The 20,683-nt window shown below is 54.9% G+C and carries 23 protein-coding genes; 16 read left to right on the top strand and 7 right to left on the bottom strand.

Annotated elements, in window-relative coordinates:
• Positions 1-22: 22 nt before the first annotated feature.
• The 4 genes from otsB to B9G99_RS14890 all read right to left on the bottom strand — a co-directional run bounded on the left by otsB (position 23) and on the right by B9G99_RS14890 (position 3,687).
• On the bottom strand, positions 23-790 hold the full coding sequence (gene otsB / locus B9G99_RS14905; protein WP_158521520.1) for a trehalose-phosphatase: 768 nt from the start codon (positions 788-790) through the stop codon (positions 23-25).
• Between the two features lie 30 nt (positions 791-820).
• Positions 821-1,777 carry a nucleoside hydrolase gene (locus B9G99_RS14900; RefSeq protein WP_086622871.1) on the bottom strand — a complete coding sequence of 319 codons (957 nt, stop codon included), beginning with the start codon at positions 1,775-1,777 and terminating at the stop codon, positions 821-823.
• Between the two features lie 190 nt (positions 1,778-1,967).
• A complete protein-coding gene (locus B9G99_RS14895; RefSeq protein ID WP_086622870.1) occupies positions 1,968-2,567 on the bottom strand; it encodes an undecaprenyl-diphosphatase in 600 nt (199 codons plus the stop codon).
• Positions 2,568-2,748: 181 nt separating this feature from the next.
• Positions 2,749-3,687 (bottom strand): D-2-hydroxyacid dehydrogenase, encoded by a 939-nt coding sequence (locus B9G99_RS14890; RefSeq protein ID WP_086622869.1) that lies wholly within the window; start codon positions 3,685-3,687, stop codon positions 2,749-2,751.
• A 200-nt stretch (positions 3,688-3,887) separates the two neighbouring features.
• Here B9G99_RS14890 and B9G99_RS14885 point away from each other — a divergent pair, with 200 nt between their 5' ends.
• From B9G99_RS14885 to ybgF, 13 genes are all read left to right on the top strand, one after another.
• Complete coding sequence (locus tag B9G99_RS14885; protein ID WP_086622868.1) at positions 3,888-4,130, top strand: FmdB family zinc ribbon protein; 243 nt, start codon at positions 3,888-3,890, stop codon at positions 4,128-4,130.
• A gap of 98 nt (positions 4,131-4,228) precedes the next feature.
• Positions 4,229-6,007 (top strand): aspartate--tRNA ligase, encoded by a 1,779-nt coding sequence (aspS, locus tag B9G99_RS14880; RefSeq protein WP_086622867.1) that lies wholly within the window; start codon positions 4,229-4,231, stop codon positions 6,005-6,007.
• 139 nt (positions 6,008-6,146) lie between these two features.
• On the top strand, positions 6,147-6,905 hold the full coding sequence (locus B9G99_RS14875; protein ID WP_086622866.1) for a YebC/PmpR family DNA-binding transcriptional regulator: 759 nt from the start codon (positions 6,147-6,149) through the stop codon (positions 6,903-6,905).
• Between the two features lie 28 nt (positions 6,906-6,933).
• Positions 6,934-7,470, top strand: a complete 537-nt coding sequence (gene ruvC / locus B9G99_RS14870) for a crossover junction endodeoxyribonuclease RuvC (RefSeq protein WP_086622865.1) — start codon at positions 6,934-6,936, stop codon at positions 7,468-7,470.
• Between the two features lie 70 nt (positions 7,471-7,540).
• Complete coding sequence (gene ruvA, locus B9G99_RS14865; protein ID WP_086622864.1) at positions 7,541-8,179, top strand: Holliday junction branch migration protein RuvA; 639 nt, start codon at positions 7,541-7,543, stop codon at positions 8,177-8,179.
• Positions 8,176-9,231: a Holliday junction branch migration DNA helicase RuvB gene (gene ruvB, locus B9G99_RS14860; protein WP_086622863.1), complete on the top strand. Its 1,056-nt coding sequence runs from the start codon at positions 8,176-8,178 to the stop codon at positions 9,229-9,231. The genes ruvA and ruvB overlap by 4 nt, the downstream gene beginning before the upstream one ends.
• Positions 9,228-9,632, top strand: coding sequence for a tol-pal system-associated acyl-CoA thioesterase (gene ybgC / locus B9G99_RS14855; RefSeq protein WP_086622862.1), 405 nt, complete (start codon positions 9,228-9,230; stop codon positions 9,630-9,632). Before ruvB ends, ybgC begins: the two co-directional genes overlap by 4 nt.
• 11 nt (positions 9,633-9,643) lie before the next feature.
• A complete protein-coding gene (gene tolQ / locus B9G99_RS14850) occupies positions 9,644-10,330 on the top strand; it encodes a protein TolQ (protein ID WP_086622861.1) in 687 nt (228 codons plus the stop codon).
• A 10-nt stretch (positions 10,331-10,340) separates the two neighbouring features.
• Positions 10,341-10,778 (top strand): protein TolR, encoded by a 438-nt coding sequence (gene tolR / locus B9G99_RS14845; protein ID WP_086622860.1) that lies wholly within the window; start codon positions 10,341-10,343, stop codon positions 10,776-10,778.
• A 9-nt stretch (positions 10,779-10,787) separates the two neighbouring features.
• Positions 10,788-12,116, top strand: coding sequence for a cell envelope integrity protein TolA (gene tolA / locus B9G99_RS14840; RefSeq protein WP_086622859.1), 1,329 nt, complete (start codon positions 10,788-10,790; stop codon positions 12,114-12,116).
• A 106-nt stretch (positions 12,117-12,222) separates the two neighbouring features.
• Positions 12,223-13,518, top strand: coding sequence for a Tol-Pal system beta propeller repeat protein TolB (tolB, locus tag B9G99_RS14835; RefSeq protein ID WP_086622858.1), 1,296 nt, complete (start codon positions 12,223-12,225; stop codon positions 13,516-13,518).
• 48 nt (positions 13,519-13,566) lie between these two features.
• Positions 13,567-14,085 (top strand): peptidoglycan-associated lipoprotein Pal, encoded by a 519-nt coding sequence (gene pal / locus B9G99_RS14830; RefSeq protein ID WP_086623509.1) that lies wholly within the window; start codon positions 13,567-13,569, stop codon positions 14,083-14,085.
• A gap of 14 nt (positions 14,086-14,099) precedes the next feature.
• Positions 14,100-14,870, top strand: coding sequence for a tol-pal system protein YbgF (gene ybgF, locus B9G99_RS14825; RefSeq protein ID WP_086622857.1), 771 nt, complete (start codon positions 14,100-14,102; stop codon positions 14,868-14,870).
• A 65-nt stretch (positions 14,871-14,935) separates the two neighbouring features.
• Here the strand turns inward: ybgF and B9G99_RS14820 are convergent, their stop codons facing one another.
• On the bottom strand, positions 14,936-15,628 hold the full coding sequence (locus B9G99_RS14820) for an HAD-IA family hydrolase (protein ID WP_086622856.1): 693 nt from the start codon (positions 15,626-15,628) through the stop codon (positions 14,936-14,938).
• Positions 15,625-16,344: a bifunctional 2-polyprenyl-6-hydroxyphenol methylase/3-demethylubiquinol 3-O-methyltransferase UbiG gene (gene ubiG / locus B9G99_RS14815; protein WP_086622855.1), complete on the bottom strand. Its 720-nt coding sequence runs from the start codon at positions 16,342-16,344 to the stop codon at positions 15,625-15,627. Before ubiG ends, B9G99_RS14820 begins: the two co-directional genes overlap by 4 nt.
• Positions 16,345-16,865: 521 nt before the next feature.
• Between ubiG and galU the strand changes: the two genes are divergently transcribed.
• Together galU and B9G99_RS14805 are read left to right on the top strand one after the other, a co-directional pair.
• Complete coding sequence (gene galU / locus B9G99_RS14810) at positions 16,866-17,756, top strand: UTP--glucose-1-phosphate uridylyltransferase GalU (RefSeq protein WP_086622854.1); 891 nt, start codon at positions 16,866-16,868, stop codon at positions 17,754-17,756.
• 2 nt (positions 17,757-17,758) lie between these two features.
• Positions 17,759-19,069, top strand: coding sequence for a nucleotide sugar dehydrogenase (locus B9G99_RS14805; RefSeq protein WP_086622853.1), 1,311 nt, complete (start codon positions 17,759-17,761; stop codon positions 19,067-19,069).
• A gap of 85 nt (positions 19,070-19,154) precedes the next feature.
• Here the strand turns inward: B9G99_RS14805 and B9G99_RS14800 are convergent, their stop codons facing one another.
• Positions 19,155-19,775, bottom strand: coding sequence for a superoxide dismutase (locus tag B9G99_RS14800; protein WP_158521519.1), 621 nt, complete (start codon positions 19,773-19,775; stop codon positions 19,155-19,157).
• Between the two features lie 171 nt (positions 19,776-19,946).
• Here B9G99_RS14800 and B9G99_RS14795 point away from each other — a divergent pair, with 171 nt between their 5' ends.
• Positions 19,947-20,681, top strand: coding sequence for a hypothetical protein (locus B9G99_RS14795; protein WP_086622851.1), 735 nt, complete (start codon positions 19,947-19,949; stop codon positions 20,679-20,681).
• Positions 20,682-20,683: the final 2 nt, after the last annotated feature.

The raw sequence follows: 20,683 nt of genomic DNA, 5'->3' as shown, positions 1-20,683 counted from the left end.
CTCCGTGAACTCTTTGATGGCTTCATGAGCGTTGTAGCCGTGTGATCCACTCATCCAGCCAGGCATGGACGGCCGCGGGATCCGTCAGACGACAGGTGGCAACACTCTCGCCTGTCCCTACCTTGATGGCCAGGCCCTGACGGGCATTAACAACACGAAACCCGTCTTCGTCAGTACGGTCGTCGCCGATAAATATCGGGCATCGGTCTGCAAAGGGGGCAACGGCCAGAAAGCGCTCGAGTGCCACGCCCTTGTCATAGCCCTGGCCCTTGATCTCGAACACGAATTTACCCTGATGAAGTTCCAGAAGATCCGGGTAATGCTCGATCATTGAGTCCAGCTCCTGCTTGAGCATATCGCCTGCATCGGGCCGGTTTCGATAATGCAGGGCAAGACTGGCCCCCTTGTCCTCCAGGTAGAGCGCATCATCGCGCTCTACCTGTTTTCTGACCTTTTCTCGCACGGCATCCAGCGCCTTTTGATGCTCTCGTGCAATCTGACGATCCCCCTGGCTATTACGCCATTCAGCACCGTGCTGGCCTGACATGGCAAGCGAAGACAGTTTCAGGTGCCTGTCCAGATCATCGATGGCGCGACCGCTGATGACCGCTACCGCCCCATCCAGCAGGTCGGTGAGGGTCTCAAGGCGTTCTCGGAGAGCCCCATCAACGGCAATGTTGTCAGGGTGGTCTACCAGATCGACCAGTGTGCCATCGAGATCCAGAAAAAGGGCCCATGCCTGGCCGCTCTCAGGCAGGTCGGGAGCATCCTTGCGGGGTATCGTATTCACCATTACCTCCCTGTCATGGCGTGACGGTTGTTATACGTTGTGCGATGTGGTCAGTGTCTGCTCGATCCAGTTCGCAACCGCGTCACCATCCACTTTCATACAGACCTGTACGGTTGGTGTCTTTGACCAGCGATCGCTGACGTACTGGCGCTCTGCCGGTGCAAAGATGGTCTGGCCTTCCGCAGCACCTTCTGTCACCACATCCAGATGCCCGGGGACGGTTTCGAAAAATTCCGGATGGATCAGCCATGCGACCGCGCAGCTATCGTGGGGACAGCAGCCATCAAGGCCGATGGCACTGCGGTAGAAGTCTGCATAAAAGTCATAGCTGTGTGACAGCACGTCGCCCAGCGCCCCCTGGCCCTTGGCAATGCGCGCCATGCGATCCGGGGTGATGACCGTATCCAGTGTGACATCAAGGCCTACCATTACCAGTGGCCAGTCCGCTGTCAGGACACGTTTGGCAGCGTGCGGGTCGGAGAAGATATTGGCTTCGGCCAGCGGGGTGACGTTGCCGCCTCGCGCTGCCGAGCCGCCCATGATCACGACCTGCTTGACACGATTGACGACGTCCGGATCAAGGGCGATGGCCATGGCCAGATTGCCCAGAGGGCCCACGGCCACCAGCGTGATTTCCCCCGGGCGTTCGCGGGTCTTGTCCACGATGAATTGCGCTGCACTAATGGCTTCGATCTGACCGGCAGGTTCATCAAGTGTCTGATTGCCCAGTCCATCAGCGCCATGAATATGGGCCGGCACCGGATAGGGCGTTTTCACCAGCGGATAATCTGCGCCCTGAGCGACAGGGATGCTCTGGCCGGCCAGCTCGGTCAGTAGCAGGGCATTACGGGTGGCGGTTTCGACACGAACATTGCCAAAGGTAGTGGTCAGTCCCAGGACTTCGATATCCGGGTGCGCCATGATCAGCGCAATGGCCTGTGCATCGTCAACGCCCGGGTCAGTATCGAAAATAATGGTATGTGTCATACAAGGCCTCCACGTCTGTATCGACATTGAAATCACTGCTGCAGCCGCAACGGCATTTCTTTAAGTCGCTGAAAATATTGTGATGCAAGTCTGACATAAGTTCAGTGTCCGTGCGTAGCTGATCCCCCAAAGAAGGGTGGTGACATAAAAAAGCCCGCCTGACAGCGGGCTTTTGATTCTGAAATTGATGTTATCGATGTAAAAGGCCACGAGCGATCAAGGGTGAAAAAACGATGCGATAAACGCCACGGGTTACACCATAAAGCGTTTCGAGATACAGGGGCTGCAGCCAGAGCATCATCAGGGAAGCCACACCAGCAACGATGACAGCGCCCAGCATGTCCAGCGGGAAATGCACGCCCAGATAAATACGTGACCAGGCAATGGGCAGAGCCAGTACGGCAAGTGCAACACCCGTTTTGCGTAGCGCCGGGCGTAGAATAAAGCTGAAGGCAACCGTTGAAACGATCGTCATGTGGTTGCTTGGAAAAGAGGGCGTAGGTGCATGCGAAATCAGCGTATGTCCTAGTGGCATCACGAAGGGGCGAGGGTGATACCAGATTACCGAACCGATCAGATTATTGATCAGCAGGGCACCCACCGTTGCCAGAAGCGCTGTCAACATTATCTTGTGATGCGCCTCGCTCTTGCCAAACCATCCCATGATCATGATCAAAGGAACACAAAGGATGGCATATTTGGCCATGATAATGGCAAACCAGATCACCAGTGGTTGGCTTTGTGGTTGCGCGTTGAGAGCAAGAAAAAGATGCTGATTAAAAGCTTCCATGCTGCTGTTTCATACCTGAAAAAGAGGTTTGGGAAGTGTCTGCCATGCGACATGGTCTTCGACCAAAGGATTATGACAATGGCAGCATCGGCCCAATATTTTTTTTCAGGGTAATCGCGTAATCAATCAGTAACGCTTATACCGTTATATTATGTTTTGGCCAGAGATCTGAATACTTAAGTCATTCGGTTGATAGAAATTTGCGGATGTTATCAGCCGTCATGGAAACAATATTCTGTCGAGCTTCCGGGGCTATCCATGCGTTATGAGGCGTGACGACAAGATTGAGAGATCCCTGCGACATCGCTTCGATTAGTTCATGGCCCTCGCGGGGAGGCTCCTTTGGCAGGACATCAACACCCAGACCACCAAGGCGCCGATTCTTTAGTGCCTCAAGTGAGGCCTGTTCATCGATCAATCCTCCGCGCCCGCAGTTGATCAGCAGGGCGTCTGGTTTCATCAGCTTCAGGCGCGCCTGGTTGATCAGGTGATGTGTTTCAGGCGTCAGAGGGCAATGCAGAGAGACCACATCAGCTTCCGGGAGAAGTGCTTCAAGTGACGGGCGGTCATCGTGCTCGGCATTGGGACGTGCACAAAAGCTGACCTTCATTCCGAAAGCCCGGCCCAGTTGCGCTACCGCCTGACCGAGTTCGCCACTGCCGGCCAGCGCCAGATGCTTGCCGGCAAGTTGCATGGTCGGGTAATGCTGAAGGCAAAAGGAGGAAGCCTGCTCCCATTGATGGGTGGCAACATCATGCTGGTAGCAGGGCAGTCGTGTGGCCAGAGCCAGCATGATCATCAGTGTGTGCTGCGCCACGCTTTGTGTGCCGTATCCTGTGACATTGGCCACGGTAATGTTGCGTTCCCGGGCGCCTTGCATGTCGATATTGTTGGTACCGGTGGCGGTTACGGCGATCATCTTTAGATCAGGCAATGCAGCCATGATGTCATCATCAATGACGACCTTGTTGGTGATGGCAATAGTGGCACCTTCAAGACGTTTGACAACGTCCTCCGGGTGTGTGGCGCCCCAATGATCGAACTCATCGACCATGCTGGAAAGAGGTGAAAGATCAATGTCGCTGCCCAGGGTATCGCTGTCGAGAATTACTGCCTTCATGGGGGTGCACTCCTTGCCCATCATGATGTCTGCCGCGCTATAATGCGTGCCTTGTGCGAGGTTGTATCGTCGTGTCAGTAGACCGATGCGTCAATCAGACATCGGGAATAATGTCTGCCATCCGATGGATATTGTTTCCCGGCAGGGGCAGGTTGCTTGAGCGCACCTGCAGTAACATCAAATATCGGGTATGAAAGACCATGCCGATTTATGAATATGAGTGCCGCGCCTGCGGTACGCGCCTTGAAAAGATTCAAAAGATTGATGCTGCTCCTCTGGTGGAATGCCCATCCTGTCATGAGGGCGCTCTTGAGCGTCTGATTTCAGCTGCGGGGTTCCGGCTTTCAGGGGGTGGGTGGTACGAGACCGATTTCAAGAGTTCGGGTCGTCGTAACCTTGCCGGTGACAGCAAGTCCGACAAGGGCGGTACGTCCGACAGCTGACGTTGTTGCGGGAATTGCCCCATGCCGAAGGCAGTCAACTGCCTTCGGCATTCAAACAACTCAGGCATTACATCAAGCGTTACAACACAGGATTAAAGATGCGCAGTCATTATTGCGGCCAGCTAAACGAAAGCCTTGTCGACCAGGAAGTCACACTCTGCGGTTGGGTCCACCGCCGCCGCGATCATGGTGGGGTGATTTTCCTCGACATGCGTGATCGTGATGGCATTGCACAGGTTGTGGTTGATCCGGACACGCCGGATGCCTTTGCCAATGCAGATCGAGCCCGCAGCGAGTATGTACTGCGTATTACCGGTCGTATTCGCATGCGTCCGGAAGGTACCCAGAACGCCAACATGCCGACGGGTCTGATCGAGGTGCTTGCCACGCAGGTTGAGGTGCTCAATACGGCCGTAACCCCGCCGTTCCAGCTCGATGAACATGGCAAGGTCGGTGAAGACGTTCGCCTCAAGTATCGCTACATCGATCTGCGTCGCCCCGAAATGATCGATCGCCTGCGGCTTCGTTCGCGTATCACTCACAGCGTTCGCGCCTATCTTGAAGACAACGGTTTTCTCGATATCGAAACGCCCATTCTGACTCGTGCCACGCCTGAAGGTGCACGTGACTATCTCGTGCCCAGCCGCACCCATGCCGGTGAGTTCTTTGCACTGCCGCAGTCTCCGCAGCTCTTCAAGCAGCTGCTGATGGTAGCCGGTTTTGACCGCTATTATCAGATTGCCAAGTGCTTCCGTGATGAAGATCTTCGTGCCGATCGTCAGCCGGAATTCACCCAGATCGATATCGAAGCCTCCTTTGTCGAGGAAGACGACATCATGGGGATGACCGAAGAGATGATTCGTCGTCTTTTCGTGGAAGTGCTCGACGTGTCGCTGCCGCAGTTCCCGCGGATGACCTGGCATGACGCCATGCGTCGTTATGGTTCTGACAAGCCGGATTTGCGCATTCCGCTGGAATTCGTCGACGTTGATGATCTGATGAAGGATGTCGACTTCAAGGTGTTCTCTGGTCCGGCCAATGCTGAAGACGGCCGTGTTGCCGTACTCAGGGTGCCCGGTGGGGCGAAGCTTTCTCGCAAGGAGATCGACGAGTACACCAGATTTGTCGGTATCTATGGCGCTCGCGGTCTGGCCTGGATCAAGGTCAACGACCGCTCGAAGGGCATCGAAGGACTACAGTCGCCTATCGTCAAGTTCATGGAAAACGTGATCGAGACGCTGCTGGACCGTGCCGGAGCCGAAGATGGCGATATCCTTTTCTTCGGGGCCGACCGTGCAAAAGTCGTTAACGAAGCGCTGGGTGCACTGCGTGTGAAGCTGGGCGGCGATCTTGATCTCTATACTCGTCCCTGGGCGCCGCTGTGGGTGGTCGACTTCCCGATGTTCGAACGTGATGACAGTGGTCGCCTTGCCGCACTGCACCATCCGTTCACGGCACCGGCCTGCGATCCGGAAACGCTCAAGCAGAATCCGGAAAACGCGCTGTCCCGCGCCTACGATATGGTCCTCAACGGTACCGAGCTGGGTGGCGGGTCAATTCGTATTCATGATCAGGGCATGCAACGGCAGGTCTTTGAAGCTCTGGGCATCAGTGATGAAGAAGCCCGCGAGAAATTCGGCTTCCTGCTGGATGGTCTGGCACACGGTGCACCGCCGCACGGTGGGCTGGCATTTGGTCTCGATCGACTGGTCATGCTGATGACCGGTGGTCGTACCATCCGTGATGTGATTGCTTTCCCCAAAACGCAGAGCGCGGCGTGTCTGATGACCGAAGCGCCCGGAACGGTCAGCAATGAGCAGCTCAAGGAGTTGCACATTCGCCTGCGCCAGAAAGCGTCTGATAACACAACCACCTGATCGACGGGCAAACGGAAACGAAACGTTTCTGTGACCGTTTCTCGGGAGTGTTAGGGTTAATACGGGTGTGCCTTGCACACCCGTATTTTTGTATGACGCCATTGTATGATTGATGGCGAGCAGTTGAAGGAGCCATCCCATGGCAGGACACAGCAAATGGGCCAATATCAAGCATCGAAAGGCGGCCCAGGATGCCAAAAAGGGCAAGATATTTACGCGCCTGATTCGTGAGTTAACGGTCGCCGCGCGTCAGGGAGGCAGCGCCGTGGAGGACAATCCGCGGCTTCGTGCGGCGGTCGACAAGGCTCTGTCCAGCAATATGACACGCGATACGATTGATCGAGCCGTTGCCCGTGGCGCTGGCAATAGCGACAGCGATGCCATGGAAGAGCTGGTGTATGAAGGTTATGGGCCGGATGGCGTGGCTATCCTGGTTGAGTGCATGAGTGACAACCGCAACCGGACGGTCTCGGAGGTTCGCACTGCCTTTAACAAGCATGGCGGTAACCTGGGAAGCAGTGGTTCGGTCGCCTTTCTCTTTCAAAAGCAGGGTCGTATTGTGCTGCCTGCAGGAACAACCGAGGAAAGCGTTATCGAGGTGACTCTGGAGGCGGGCGCCGAAGACGTGCAGTCTCGAGATGATGGCACGCTTGAGGTGGTCACCACCCCGAGCGAGTTCGGCTCGGTCAGAGATGCGCTTGATCAGGCTGACATCGAGGTAATGCACAGCGACGTCGGCATGTTCCCTGACAGCTATTCAAGTATTGATGATGTCGATACGGCGCGCCGTATCGTGATGTTGTTTGATCGTCTTGAAGATCTGGACGACGTACAAAACGTGTATTCCAACGTTGATTTTGAGCCTCGTGTGCTCGAGGCGCTCGAGGGTGCATCATGAGTGATACCGGCTCGACAGGAGGCGGAGAATGATCCTGCTGGGCATCGATCCGGGGTCGCGTCGTACCGGCTTTGGTGTGATCGATGTCTCAAGTCGAGCGCCGCGCTATGTTACCAGCGGTTGCATCAGGATTGACGCTTCGACACTGGCTCAGAAACTGGCCCAGGTATATGCCGGCGTTGCCGAAATCATTGCCCAGTATGCCCCAGGCGAGATGGCCATCGAACAGGTGTTCCTGTCCAAAAATGCTGACTCCGCGCTCAAGCTGGGTCAGGCTCGCGGTACGGCCATTGTCTGTGCAGCCAACCATGGGCTGGACGTGCATGAGTATGCCGCAAGACGTATCAAACAGGTGGTGACAGGCAATGGCGGGGCCGACAAGACGCAGGTGCAGCATATGGTACAGTCAACGCTTAAGTTGTCAGGGCTGCCTCAGGAAGATGCCGCCGACGCGCTGGCCATCGCGCTGACGCACTTTTTTACCAGTCGAGGCGCGGTTGCCATGCCAGCGCCGACTCGCTCGACGAAACAGCGGTCGTCCAGCTGGCGCCACTATCGCCCCTGAGCCGATATTTCAGCATCGATGACATTTAAAGACCCTGTATTTTTACCGTTTCTGTCTGGATACATAACGCATGATAGGTCGCCTGCACGGTCAACTGCTTGAAAAGAAACCGCCCCTGATCGTGATCGATGTTCATGGTGTCGGATATGAGCTTGAAGCGTCCATGAATACGCTGCTGGCATTGCCGGCGCCGGGTGAAACGGTACGGCTTTACACCCATCTAAGCGTTCGCGAGGATGCTCATCTTTTGTATGGCTTCATTGATGAAACCGAGCGTCGTCTGTTTCGTGAATTGATCCGTATCTCCGGCGTTGGTCCTCGTCTGGCGCTGGCAATACTGTCCGGCATGGATCGTCAGCAGTTCATGAAAAGTGTCATGGAAGATGACACCAAAACGCTGACGCGCCTGCCAGGAGTAGGCAAGAAAACCGCCGAGCGACTGATCATCGAAATGCGGGACCGTTTCAAGCACTGGCCAGAGTTCGAACAAATGGAGCAGGGCGTCGAAGACGCCGAGCTTCCGCTTGAAAGTGACAACCACGCCGATGCCGAAGCAGCACTGATTGCCCTTGGCTACAAGCCGACGGAAGCTGCCAGAATGCTGTCGGGGCTCGATACCACTCAATCGACTGAAGCCCTGATCAAGGCGGCGCTGTCTGACCGTCTGGCCGGCAGTGAAGTGCGCAGCGGCAAGGGTAGAGCCTCATGATTGAAACCGATCGACTTATTGCCGGTGCCGAGCGTCCTGATGAGGAGCGAAAGGATCACGCCATTCGTCCTCGCATGCTTGATGATTACGTTGGGCAGGCACCAGTGCGTGAGCAGCTCGATATTTTCATTACAGCCGCTCGTCAGCGTGAGGACAGCCTCGATCATACGCTGATCTTCGGGCCGCCCGGGCTTGGCAAGACAACGCTTGCGCACATTATCGCCAAAGAGATGGGCGTGGATATCAAATCCACCTCGGGCCCGGTGCTTGAAAAGGCTGGCGACCTTGCCGCCATGCTGACCAATCTGCAGCCGGGCGATGTGCTTTTTATTGATGAGATTCACAGGCTGTCTTCTGCCGTGGAGGAAGTTCTCTATCCTGCGATGGAAGACTTTCAGCTCGATATCATGATCGGCGAAGGTCCGGCGGCACGCTCCATCAAACTCGACCTCCCGCGCTTTACGCTGGTCGGGGCAACGACCAGGGCCGGTCTTTTGACCGCACCCTTGAGAGACCGTTTCGGGATCGTGCAGCGTCTTGAGTTCTACAATATCGATGAGCTGACCCACATCGTGAATCGCAGTGCCCGGCTCATGGATTTCGAAGCCGATGAAGGTGGCGCCATTGAGGTCGCACGTCGCGCACGAGGAACGCCGCGTATTGCCAATCGTCTGCTGCGGCGCGTGCGTGACTTTGCACAGGTGCGTGGCAACGGTCGACTGACCGCTGATGTGGCGGACAAGGCGCTCAATATGCTGCATGTGGATCGCCATGGACTTGATCACATGGATCGGCGACTGCTTCTGACCATGATTGAGAAATTTGATGGCGGGCCGGTGGGGGTAGAGAGTCTGGCCGCTGCCATCAGTGAAGAGCGTGACACCATTGAGGATGTGCTTGAGCCCTATCTGATTCAGCAGGGGTTCATGCTGCGTACGGCTCGCGGCCGTATGGTAACTCGCCTGGCCTATTTACACTTTGACCTTTCACCCACGGATGACATTCCGGACGCCGGTGATGGCACGGCAACAGTGGAGCCCGGGACGGCATGACCTCTCTTGATTTACGCGTTTATATCGAGGATACCGATGCCGGCGGTATCGTCTATCACGCCAACTATCTCAACTACCTTGAACGTGGCCGCACCGAGTGGCTACGGGCGAAAGGTTTTGATCAACACTCGCTGCTAAAACGCAATATTGCGCTGGTCGTTCGTCGTCTGGAGTGCCAGTATCGCCTGCCGGCACAGCTCGACGACCTTATAAGCATCGAGACCGTGGCAGGCGCGCCCCGCCAATGCACCGTGGCATTCGAGCAACGGGTCATGCGAGACGGAAAACTTCTTTTTCGTGGCATGGTCGATATTGCCTGTATTGATGCAACACGTTACAAACCAGCTCGTTGGCCCGAAGATATGCTTTCGGCCATGACGCTTGATTCCCAGAACGCCTGAAGAGGTTTTTCGTGAACGATTCAATGTCGATCATTTCGCTGTTTTTTCACGCTGGCCTGGTCGTCCAGCTGATCATGATGATACTGCTTGCAGCATCTGTTCTTTCCTGGGTGCTGATCTTTCAGCGAGCCTTTGCACTAAAGCGTGACTCGCGAGAGCTGGATGACTTCGAGTCACACTTCTGGTCAGGTGTTGATCTCAATGAGCTTTACCGGGAAGTCCCTGCTGATAATCCTCAGGGGGCCGCTCATATCTTTCGTTCAGGATTTCGCGAGTTCAATCGGCTGCTGCCTAAATCGCGCAGCCACAATGCCGTACTTGAGGGCGTTGAACGCTCAATGAGGGTCTCCGTCTCTCGTGAAGAAGAGCGTCTGACCTCGCACCTGGCGATTCTGGCCATTATCAGCTCGTCTGCTGTCTATGTCGGTCTTTTTGGTACTGTCTGGGGCATTCTGGGCACCTTTCAGGCACTCGGCGGTGCCCAGCAGGTATCGTTGGGTACGATTGCACCAGCAATCGCGGAAGCACTCGTCGCTACGGCCATGGGGCTTTTCGCGGCCATTCCCGCCAACATCGGCTATAACCGTCTGACTCACAAGGCGGACAAGCTCATGGTACGCATGGAAAACTTTGCCGAAGAGTTTCATGCCTTCCTGCATCGAAACCTGCAAAACCGCAACACTGGCGAGAATAGCTAAGGAGCGCTTCATGCAGGGATCCTACCGACGTAACCGGCGTAAAAAGCTTTCCAGTGAGATGAACGTTGTGCCGTTCATCGACGTCATGCTGGTGCTGCTGGTGATTTTTATTATTGCGGCGCCCACGATCAATCAGGGCATCGACGTTGATCTGCCACAGATCAGCTCAGAGCCGGTACAAAGTGACAATGAGCCTCTGGTCGTCACGGTCAATCGTGACGGCGACTATTACATCAGCCTGGGCGATGAGCAGCAGAGCAAGTCACTTGATGACATCAGTGATCAGGTTATGGCCGTACTTAATCGCAATCCGGGTACCCCTGTGATGGTGCGCGGCGATCGCAATGTTTCCTATGGTCAGGTCGTGACGCTTATGGGAGCTCTGCAAAATGCAGGTGTTCCCAATGTTGGACTGATCTCTGATCCACCGCCTGGCGACCAGCAGTAGGGAGAGATAATGGCCAGACACGATCGCCGTGTAGGCTATACGTTGCCCACCGTGCTTGCAGTTTTACTGCACGTGGGCGTCATCGGGTTGATGGCTTTTCGCTGGCCACAAAGTGATCCTGTTGAAACCTCCAATGCCGTTGTACAGGCAGAACTGATTTCAATGGAGACGGCGACAGATCAGGCGCAACAGGCGACTGAAGCGCAGCCACGTGCCCAGCAGGGGCCGGAGCGTGAGCAGCCCGAGCCGGAAGCCACGGAAGATAATGCTGCCGAGGAGACGGCGCGCCAACAGGCCGAGGCAGCTGAGCAGGCTGCTCAGGAAGCACAGGCAGCCGCTCAGCGCCGAGCCGAACAGGCCAAAGAAGTTGCTGCTCTGCAGCAGCAGGAGCAGCAGGCCCGCGAAAAAGCCGAAGCTGAGCAAAAAGCACAAGCCGAGGCTAAACAGAAGGCAGAAGCCAAGCAGAAGGCCGAGTCCAAGAAGCAGGCAGAAGCCGAGTCCAAGAAGCAGGCAGAAGCCGAGGCCAAGAAGCAGGCAGAAGCCGAGGCCAAGAAGCAGGCAGAGGCCGAGGCCAAGAAGCAGGCAGAAGCCGAGGCCAAGAAGCAGGCAGAAGCCGAGGCCAAGAAGCAGGCAGAAGCCGAGGCCAAGAAGCAGGCAGAGGCCGAGGCCAAGAAGCAGGCAGAAGCCGAGGCCAAGAAGCAGGCAGAAGCCGAGGCCAAGAAGCAGGCAGAAGCCGAGGCCAAGAAGCAGGCAGAGGCCGAGGCCAAGAAGCAGGCAGAAGCCGAGGCCAAGAAGCAGGCAGAAGCCGAGGCCAAGAAGAAGGCAGAAGCCGAGGCCAAGAAAAAGGCAGAGGCCGAGGCCAAGAAAAAGGCAGAAGCCGAGGCCGCTGCGAAGAAGAAAGCCGCTGCAGAGGCTGCCGCCAAGAAAAAAGCGGAAGCTGATCGCAAGCGGGCTGCAGAAGCCGCTGCCGCGGCCAGTCAGGACGCCTTTGGCGATGAGATTACCAACGAGGCACAATCCATTGCCAATGCACGTCAGGCTCAGGAGGCCTCCAATGGCTTCATGAACCTGGTGCGTCGTGCCGTCGAGCAGAGTTGGTCGCGTCCACCCAGTGCGGCTTCCGGACTGGTCACAGTGGTTAGAGTGCAGCTTTTACCGACCGGTGAGCTTTTGTCGGCCACGGTTTCCAGCAGCAGCGGTGATCCAGGGTTTGATCGTTCGGCCGTACAAGCGGTGGAAAGGGCCGCGCCGTTTACTGAAATGAGTCAACTGCCGGCCGAAGCGAGGCAGAAATTCAGAAGTTTCAATCTGCGCTTCAATCCCGAGGATGTGCGCTAGGGTTAGAAAGGTTTGCTATGTGGTGTAAGGACGTGGTCGATATTGCGCCTGTTTCAATGGCAGGCAGCAGGGATCAAGGATCGTTAAAACCCGAGGGTGTGTGCTGATGAAAAAACTAATGGCACTGGCTGGTTTCATGATGCTCATGATGACCAGTCTGATGGCGCAGGCAGCTGGTGATCTCACCATCGAGATCACACGTGGCAATGATAATGCCATACCGATTGCAGTGGTGCCTTTCCGGGGCGAAGGCGTCAGTCCTTCTGAAGATATTGGCAAGATTATCGCCGACGATCTTGAGCACAGTGGTCAATTCGCGCCACTGGCGCCACAGGATCTGATCTCTCGTCCTGCCAGTGGCGATAGTATCAATTACGGCGACTGGCGTCGGGTAAGGGCCAATTATCTGGTCGTAGGGCGTGTTGAGGCGTCCGGGAATGGCTACAAGATCAGCTATGAACTTCATTACGTATCAGGCCAGCGTCGCGAACTTGGGGAAGTGGTGACTTCCAGCGGAGATCAGCTGCGCTCTCGTGCTCACTATATTGCTGATCAGATCTTTGAAGAGATCACCGGTATTCGCGGCGCCTTTCAGACACGCATTGCCTATGTGACGGCCAATGGTGTTGATCCCAACATCAGCTATGCGCTCTATGTTGCCGACCAGGATGGCCATCGTCCGCAGCAGATTCTGTCTTCCGATCAGCCCATCCTTTCGCCGGCCTGGTCTCCGGATGGTCAGAAGCTCGCGTATGTTTCCTTTGAATCAGGACGTCCTGCCATTTATGTCCAGCAGCTTTCCAGCGGGCGACGCGTCCAGCTCACATCATTCAAGGGAATCAATGGAGCACCGGCCTGGTCTCCGGATGGGCGCAAGCTTGCCATGTCACTTTCAAAGGATGGCAACCCTGAAATTTATGTCATGGACATTGCGTCTCGTTCGCTGACACAGTTGACCAACTCCGGTTCCATCAATACCGAACCGGACTGGAGTCCGGATGGCCGCTCGATTCTGTTTACTTCCGATCGCAGTGGTCAGCCGCAGATTTATCAGATGGATGCCACGGGCGGTAATGCAAAGCGCATGACCTTTACCGGTAATTACAATGCAGGTGGGCTATACGGACCTGACAAAAAGACCATTTTCATGACCACTCGAACGGACCGCGGTTTTCAGGTGGCCAAGCAGGATTTGTCGTCGGGACGTGTCACGGTATTGAGTAATACTTATCAGGATGAAGCGCCGGCAGTTGCGCCCAATGGCACAATGGTGGTATATGCCACTCAGCAGAGAGCACGTGGTGTGCTTGGTGCTGTTTCGGCAGATGGCAGGGCTTCTTTCGTAATACCTTCACCCAATGGTGAGGTTCGTGAACCTTCCTGGTCGCCGTTTTTGAATTAAACGACTAGAATGAATTTTGTCATTCTTTATAAGAGCAAGGAGATCATCATGCAGTTTTCTTCCTACGCCAAGACTCTGGCGGCCGCACTCTCTCTGGCGGTTGTTGCCGGCTGTTCCAGTGGCGGCGGTACCCAGGATGGTGACCAGCAAAACAGTGGCATGAACAGCGGTTCTTCTACTCAGGGCATGAGCAGCAGCTCAGGTGCTACCGGTCAGAACTCCGGACAGCAGGCACAGATGCCCAGCGAAAACCGTGTCTACTTCGATTTCGACAGCGACAGCATTCGTCCGCAATACGAATCCATGCTGAACCAGCATGCTCAGTATCTGCAGCGTAATTCCAGCACCAATATCGTACTGGAAGGCCACACCGATCCGCGTGGTACTCGTGAGTACAACCTGGGTCTTGGTGAGCGTCGTGCCAACGCCGTACGTCAGTATCTGACCATTCAGGGCGTGCCTGCTTCGCAGATTGAAGTTGTCAGCTATGGCGAAGAGCGTCCGGCAGCATCGGGCAACTCTGAACAGGCCTATGCTCAGGATCGCCGCGTCGTTATCGACTACTGATCCCGGAGTAAGTAATGAAATACAGTCTTGTTCGACTGTGCGGCGCGGGAGCCCTGGTGCTCCCGCTGTCCGTTTGGGCATCCGCACAAACAGAATCCTTTTATAATCAGGCCGCCACGGGTTCCGGTACTGGCACTTTGCAAATCTTTAACCGTTTGCAAAGCCAGGAGCAGGATATCAATCAGTTGCGTGGTCAGATTGAAGAACTCCGCCATCAGCTGGAACAGCAGACAAAGCTGTCGCAACAGCGCTACCTTGATCTTGAAGAGCGCTTGAGTGGTTCACAGGATAATGGCAGCCCTTCATCCAACAATGATGGCAGTTCTTCCAGCGGTGGCGACCCTATTACCCAGGCAGCTTCTGGTGGCAGTCAATCTTCGTCATCCTCGCGTTCGCCCGCTTCCTCCAGTGATGCTCAGGGTGCCTATCAGGCCGCTTTTTCGCACGTTCAAAAACGCGAATTTGATCAAGCCATTTCCGCATTTGAAGCCTTTAATCGCGACTATCCGCAATCCGGTTTGAACGGAAATGCCTGGTATTGGCTGGGCGAGCTTTATTCTGCCAAATCACAGCTGGATAATTCCTCGGCTGCCTTTGGCAAGGTCATTAATGACTATCCACAAAGCAACAAGGTCCCCGATGCCATGTACAAACTGGGCCTTGTTTATGCGCGTCAGGGGAAAAGTTCTGAAAGTCAGAACATGCTGAAAAAGGTCATTAGCGAGCATTCAGACAGTGATGCGGCAGGCCTTGCGCGCGAGTTTATGCAAAAAACCAGTGGCTGATATTTCAATCCGAATTTGCGGGCACTTCGCCAAAATCGAAATGCCCGCTACTTCCTGCTTACTCTTTAAAAGCTGCCTGCTTTACGAGAATCGTGCCGTAGCAGCGCTTTGCAAAGTGCTTCCGACGTTTCGAAAAGCTGACTTGCGGGCCACTCGTCGGGGACATCCTCCTGACGCAGATAACCATATTTGACCGCAATGGCTGTCATGCCGGCATTGTTGGCCGCCTGGATGTCGCGTAGATGATCACCAATGTACCAGCACTGTTCTGGTTCAACATTCAGACGTTTTGCGGCTTCAAGAAGTGGGGCAGGGTCCGGTTTTTTCACTGGAAGGTCATCTGCGCATAAAAGTACATCAGGTTTTATATCCAATGCTTCTAGCAGGGGGACTGCGTACTCTCTGGGCTTATTGGTCACGATTCCCCATGGGCGCTGCGTCTGGCGATAGTGGTCAAGTACCTCCCGAAAGCCTGCAAAAAGGTGGCTCTTTTCGGCAACATTTTTACCGTAGTGCTCAAGCAAAAGCGCCCTTGCTTCGTTATGCCCTGTCTCCTGTTTTTCCAATCCCAGCGCCAGTGTTACCAGTGCACTTCCGCCATGTGATACTTCCCGTCGAATGTCGATATAGGACAGTGGTGATAGCCCATGTTCCCGCCTGAGCGCATTGGTTGCCCGAGCCAGATCTGGAGCGGTATCGACCAGAGTGCCATCCAAATCAAACAGAACAGCCTTTGGGATGCTATGTGAACAGGTCATTGCTGTGCTACACGGGTATGCATGAAATAATTGACGTCAAGATCCTTGTTGGAAAGACGGTAGTGGCGGGTGAAGGGGTTGTAGATCATGCCTGTAATGTCACGCACTTCAAGGTTGGCCTGCCTCGCCCAGCGTGCCAGCTCGGAAGGGCGAATAAAACGCTGGAAGCTGTGTGTGCCACGTGGCAAAAGATTCAGGACGTATTCGGCGCCAACAATCGCCATTGCCCATGACTTCGGGTTTCGGTTGATCGTTGAAAAAAAGACGTGTCCACCAGGTTTGGCCATACGGGCGCAGGCCTTGATGACACTTCCCGGATCGGGAACATGTTCCAGCATCTCAAAACAGACCACTACATCAAAGCTGCCCGGCTGCTGGTCAGCCATTTCTTCGGCACTGATGCAGCGATAGTCTACTTCGACACCACTTTCCTGTTGGTGAAGGCGGGCAACAGACAGCGGCGCTTCGCCCAGATCGATGCCGGTCACTTCTGCGCCGCGATGTGCCATGGCTTCGCTGAGAATGCCTCCACCGCAACCGACATCGATTACGCGATGACCGGTAAGACCGGCACGCTGATCGATATAATCGAGGCGCAAGGGGTTAATATCATGAAGCGGCTTGCATTCGCCTTCACGATCCCACCAGCGACTGGCAAGATCATCGAATTTGGCAATTTCACCCGGATCTACATTGGAACGCTGTGTTTCACTCATCAATGAACTCCTGCAGGGGTAGGGGCGGCATTTCTCGCCCTGATATTGATCTGTATTGTATAGAGTCTGTGAGGTTCATGAACCAGTACGGTTTATCAATGCCAATTAAATTGAGTTCGCAGGATGGCTGACGAAAGCCAGCCGGCTCGTTGAATGAACCATAAAATCAAGGTTCTGAGATAGGCATGATAAATAGTGCATCATGCTGGAGTGACGCAGGCCATCCATGATTGTGTTGCCTTCCAAAACCTGCGGAACATAAATTTCTTTTTATACCGTTATCTTTAAATACGACAAGTGATTTTGGGAATAGAGCTGTACAAAAAGAAACATTTTGCCAAGGATATAAAGGTAAAGGTTCGGTATTTTATGCGGTTATAACCCGATTACCCGATAGTGGTGATTCGTTTCGCCTGTTCAGGCAAGATTTTGAATGGCTTATGGATCACGATACGGTCATGGCAAGCACGACTGTGCCATAAGTCCATACATGTTTGATATTCGATAGAAAGGGAAAAGGAATGATTCGTAAAGCAGTATTGCCTGTCGCCGGCTTTGGTACTCGTTGTCTTCCCGCCTCAAAGGCTATCCCCAAGGAGATGATCACCATTGTCGACAAGCCGGTGATCCAGTACGTCGTCCAGGAAGCGGTCAAGGCCGGCATCAAGGAAATTGTTCTGGTTACTCATTCTTCGAAATCAGCCATCGAAAACCATTTCGATAAGCATTTCGAGCTTGAAACCCAGCTTGAAGCCAAGGGCAAGAAAGAGCTTCTTGATGAGCTGCGCAACATCATCCCGGACGACGTATCCATCATCAGCGTTCGTCAGCCGGAAGCTCTCGGTCTTGGTCACGCCGTTCTTTGCGCGCGTCCGGTCATCGGTGACGATGCTCCGTTCGCAGTGCTGCTGCCGGACGTTCTGGTCGATGATGAAGGCATGACGCGCAATGATCTGGGTGGCATGATTGATGCCTATGATCAGACGGGTGCTGCTCAGATCATGGTTCAGGATGTACCGGCTGAAGTTGCCTACAAGTACGGCATCGTGGCACTGGAAGGTGAAACACCTGAAGCCGGCAAGAGCGAAAAGATCACAGGCATGGTAGAAAAGCCTGAAACCGGTACCGAGCCTTCTACACTGGCTGTTATCGGCCGTTATCTGCTGCCCGGCAGTATCTTTTCGGTGCTGGCTGAAACACGCCCCGGTGCAGGTAACGAAATTCAGCTGACTGACGCCATCGATACCTTGCGCAGCAAGCAGGATGTTGCTGCCTATCGTATGGAAGGCGAAACTTTCGACTGCGGTCATCAGCTCGGCTATCTGGAAGCGACACTGTCGTTTGCCCGCCGTCATCCCAAGTACGGCGAAGGATTCCGTGAGCTGCTGAAGCGCTATCAAAGCGAGGCATAATCATGCAGGTGGTAGTGCATGGAAGCGAACTGAGTGCAGCAACGGCAGCCGCTGCACTTTCAATGGTAGGCCACCAGGTATACTGGTGGCCGCACCCTGCTCAGCCATGGAATGTTCTATCCGGGACGGACTGGATCAGAAATGAGCCGGGGCTTTATCACCAGTTATCCCAGAGCATCAACAATGGGTCACTAACCCTCTGTGAAAGCTCCAAGTCGCTGCCGAGCGCCAGTGTCTACTGGCTGGCCGTTTCATCGGATCAGCGCAATGATGCTGACCAGTGGGTCGAGCAGACACTGGGGCGCGAGCCGCACGATTTCGTACTCGTCAACAACAGTACATTTCCGATCGGCCATACAGAAGTGCTTGAGACACTGCTGCGCAAGGAGCGTCAGGTTGCGGTCGCACTGCCTGACATGCTTGAAGAGGGTCGTGCCATGGCCACCTTTACGCGTCCTGACAGCTGGATCCTGGGCAGTGAAGATGACTGGGCGACCCGCCAGATTGGTGAGCTTTTAAGAGCCTTCAATCGTCGCGAAAATAACGTCCGTTTGATGCCAAGACGTGCTGCTGAACTGACCAAGCTTGCCGTTATCGGCATGCTGGCCACACGTGTCAGCTACATGAATGAACTGGCCAGTCTGGCAGACAGCCTTGGTGTCGATATCGAGCTGGTACGTCAGGCAATGGGCTCAGATCGCCGTATCGGTCGCGAATATCTCTATCCTGGATGCGGCTTTGGCGGCCCGAGCTTTGCTCGTAACCTTTATCGCCTGTCGAGTATTCGGGCGCGCGAGGGTCAGCCCAACGGACTGATTGAGCAGGTTGTACAGGTCAACGAGCAAAAGCAGGAAGAGCTCTTTCGCAAGCTCTGGCAGCATTACGACGGCGATCTGGAAGGCCGTACGGTGGCAATCTGGGGGGCGGCCTTCAAGCCCGGCACAGCTCGAATCGCGCATGCGCCGGTTCTTCGCCTGCTGGATGCGCTCTGGGCGCAGGGTGTGCATGTGAGGCTTCATGACCCCGCGGCTTTGCCGGCCATCGAGCACTACTATGGTCAGCATCCTCTTCTGACGCTTGCAGGCACTGCTCAGTCGGCCTGTGAAAACGTTGATGCTCTGTTGCTGGTCACGGAGTGGAAGGAGTACTGGAATCCGGACTGGCGTCGTCTATCGACTTTGATGAAAACGCCGCTGATTCTGGATGGTCGTAACATTTACGACCCTGCTTTCGTGGCGCAGCATGGCTTCTGCTATCGCGGCATCGGGCGGAGTGCCAATCCACAGGAGAGAGCAACAGACGACGATCGCTGAGGCTCCTGGACGGGCTGGTCGCGATAGGCATTTCGCCAGATCGTGCCAGCCCGTTTCTCTCATGCCATTTAATGGTCAGGCCTTTTCAGGCGTGTAGCCGGTTGCGTCTGCCTTCGGCAGTCGCCAGAGCATCTTCAAGGCACTGCTCGACGAAGGGCCAGTTAACAATGCCCCAGAGTTTCTGTAGATATTTGCGTCGATCATTTCCGTAATCGACGTACCACGCGTGTTCCCATAGATCGACGGCCAGCAGGGGAGTAAATCCTCTGAGCAGAGGGGAGCCTGCATCGGCGGCATTATGAATGTCCAGTCGGCCCTGAGGGGTGTATACCAGCCATGTCCAGCCGCCCATGAAGTGTGCCATGGCACTGGCCATGAACGCTTCCTGAAAGGCTTCAAGACTTCCCCAGCGCGCTGCCAGCGCCTCCTTGAGAACCCTGCCCGGCGGGTGATACCAGGGCGTCAGGCATTGCCAGAAAAAGGTATGGTTCCATGCCTGACAGGCGCAGGCCTGAGCCTCTCCGCGTCCGGTTCCCATGATATTTTCAAGTGAACGTGTCGTTGGCTCATCTGTCTCGAGCAACGTGTTTAGACGTTTTAAATAGCCGGCATGAACACCTTCGTGATGCATGCGTAGATTGTGTTCCGAAATCACGGGTGCCAGTGCATCTGTTGCATAGGGCAGAGAGGGAAGTTCAAGGGGCATGATCAACGTTCCATTCTGGCCAGGGAGCCCCTGGTATTGCCGTTCGTACCTGTGTGCCAAGTCGCCTGTACTGGCTTTTAACAGGCCATGCATCGTAGCATGCATGCAGTGTCATGACCTGGCTGAAAAGGTCAGGTTATTTTTCAGATTGCTACATTTCTCGAGACTTTCATGCCGCAAAAAGATCATGAAGAGCCCGTCATAGGCGCTGATCGCAACGCTGCGTATTCGACCCGTACAGAACCACGTTCTTCCGGTGCGCATCACGGTGCACGCCGGCCGACACTATGGCCCCTGTATATACTCGTGGTGTTGCTTGCCGCCGCCATTGTCGCCATGGGAGTACAGTACTATCAGGACCGCCAGCGCTGGTCTGCCAGGGTGTCAGCGTTGACCGACAAGGCAGATGAAGTGGCTGCCAACCGACAGGAAATGTCGACAAACCTTGATCACATTCTCGATGGGGTTCGAAGAGAACAGCAAGCCCAGCGTACCCAGCTTGAGACGCTGCAGCAGCGTCTTGAGCAACAGGCCAGCAATGATGTGCAAAAGGAACAGCTTGATCAGCTGGAAAAGGCCGATACCGTGCGACAGCAAACGCTGGTGTCGTTACAACAGTCGATGGGTTCGCTTGATGCGGTTATCGAAGGTCTTAAAAGCACTTATGATGCACGATTCAAGGATGTAGATAATACTAACGCCAGGCAGTCGGACCGATTGCAGACAATGGAAGACAATCGTCAACAGTTGAAGGCGCTTGCTGATAGAGTGACAGAACATGAAAGGGCGCTGTCCTCGATCAGGGGGCGTATCGATGAACTGTCAGCGCAGACCGAGCGGCTTCAACAAAATCAGACCAGTCTGCATGCCGCTCAGGAGTCGCTTCAGGATCTTCTGAATCCTTGAAG

This window comes from Kushneria konosiri, assembly GCF_002155145.1.
Lineage (GTDB): Bacteria > Pseudomonadota > Gammaproteobacteria > Pseudomonadales > Halomonadaceae > Kushneria > Kushneria konosiri.
This window is presented reverse-complemented; position numbering and strand designations above follow the sequence as displayed.